This is a genomic window from Psychrobacter sp. 1U2, from assembly GCF_051847575.1.
In genome coordinates, this window is sequence record NZ_JBPYDC010000827.1 from 1 (window position 1) to 814 (window position 814).

Annotated in this window: 1 protein-coding gene; it reads left to right on the top strand. The window is 41.2% G+C overall.

The window, feature by feature from the left end; all coding sequences use genetic code 11:
- The coding region (locus tag ACS8FD_RS18975; RefSeq protein WP_439277001.1) for a Na+/H+ antiporter NhaC family protein at nucleotides 1-814 on the top strand (814 nt) is incomplete at both ends.

Below are 814 nucleotides of genomic sequence, written 5' to 3' on the forward strand. Positions count from 1 at the left end.
GTTGGAAGAAAATAACGTCGCAGGAGACGGCGCTGGTTTAGGGCTTTATATCAGTGCTATTCCTTATATGGCGTATGCTTGGTTTGCCCTTATTATCGTATTCTTAGTTGCAACTGGTATATTTGGCAACTGGGGACCAATGAAAAAGGCTGAAAAACGTGCACAAGCTGGTAACCCTGTACCTGAAGCCTTTGTAGAAGAGCAATTAATCTCAAACGTAAAAGCCAAACGTAAGCTATCATTCAAAGCCAATATCTTAAATTTTGCTTTTCCTATGATCTTATTGATCGTCTCAACCATCTACTTTGAAATTGATTTATTAAGAGGCGCGTTATTGACGTGCTTTGTGACGGTTCTTGTATATTGGGTACAAGGAATTTTGAGCTTTGAGACCCAAGTTGAAGCTATTTTTAAAGGCTTTAAGGTCATGTTATACCCACTCTCAACTGTAATTGGAGGCTTTTTTCTAAAAGCCATCAACGATGAGCTTGGCATGACTATGTATGTCATTGAATCCATCACACCATATATGACCATTATCATCTTCCCTGCTGTCATTTTTGCAGTCATGGCTTTTTTAACATTTGCAACGTCGTCAAGCTGGGGTCTATATGTCTTAGCGATGCCAATTGTCTTCCCAATCTCTATGGCGCTGGGGGTTAGTACGCCACTTATGATTGGTGCCTTGTTATCTGCCTCTTCATTTGGTAGTCATGCTTGTTTCTTTAGTGATTCATCATTACTAGCAGCACAAGGCGCTGGGTGTTCACCGATGCAGCATGCCTTTACACAGTTCCCTTACGCTATGCTAGGT